The sequence below is a fragment of the Rhizobium sp. S152 genome (genome assembly GCF_030380735.1).
In the GTDB taxonomy this organism is placed as follows: domain Bacteria; phylum Pseudomonadota; class Alphaproteobacteria; order Rhizobiales; family Rhizobiaceae; genus Rhizobium.
Genome location: NZ_JAUDRZ010000019.1, coordinates 1 through 541, shown reverse-complemented (window position 1 = coordinate 541; position 541 = coordinate 1). Strand labels below are relative to the sequence as shown.

The 541-nt window shown below is 51.6% G+C and carries 1 rRNA gene; it reads right to left on the bottom strand.

The features are described 5' to 3' along the window. Window positions 1-176, bottom strand: a 16S ribosomal RNA gene (locus QTL95_RS16145); the annotation flags it as partial. Window positions 177-541 lie beyond the last annotated feature (365 nt).

Sequence of the window (541 nt, the reverse complement as noted above, 5' to 3'; positions counted from 1 at the left end):
TTCCCCCGAAGGGCACATACGGTATTAGTCCAAGTTTCCCTGGGTTATTCCGTAGAAAAGGGTACGTTCCCACGCGTTACTCACCCGTCTGCCGCTCCCCTCGCGGGGCGCTCGACTTGCATGTGTTAAGCCTGCCGCCAGCGTTCGTTCTGAGCCAGGATCAAACTCTCATGTTGAGAATTCAATCATTGGCATTTACGTCACGTCTTGAATCGACGAGAACTTCACACCTGTTTTCCAAACGATCAGCCTAAACCAACCGTCAAAAACCAGTGTAACTTCTCTTGATAAACGTGACCGCCAAAGTCTCTTTCAAAGAACCGACATCTCTGCCGATCCCGCGAACTCCGCCGCCCACGTTTCTCTTTCTTCCAATATTCAATTGTCAAATAACAGACCGGAAAACCCAGTCGAAACCTCTCCGCAAGCCCAAGGCCTAAACCTCAAACCCTCATCAGCACAAAAGCCAATCCGGAAACACAAAACCGAAGGACACCGTCGCCAGCAGCGCCGCCGCCCTCGTTTCGTGAAGCGGCTTATA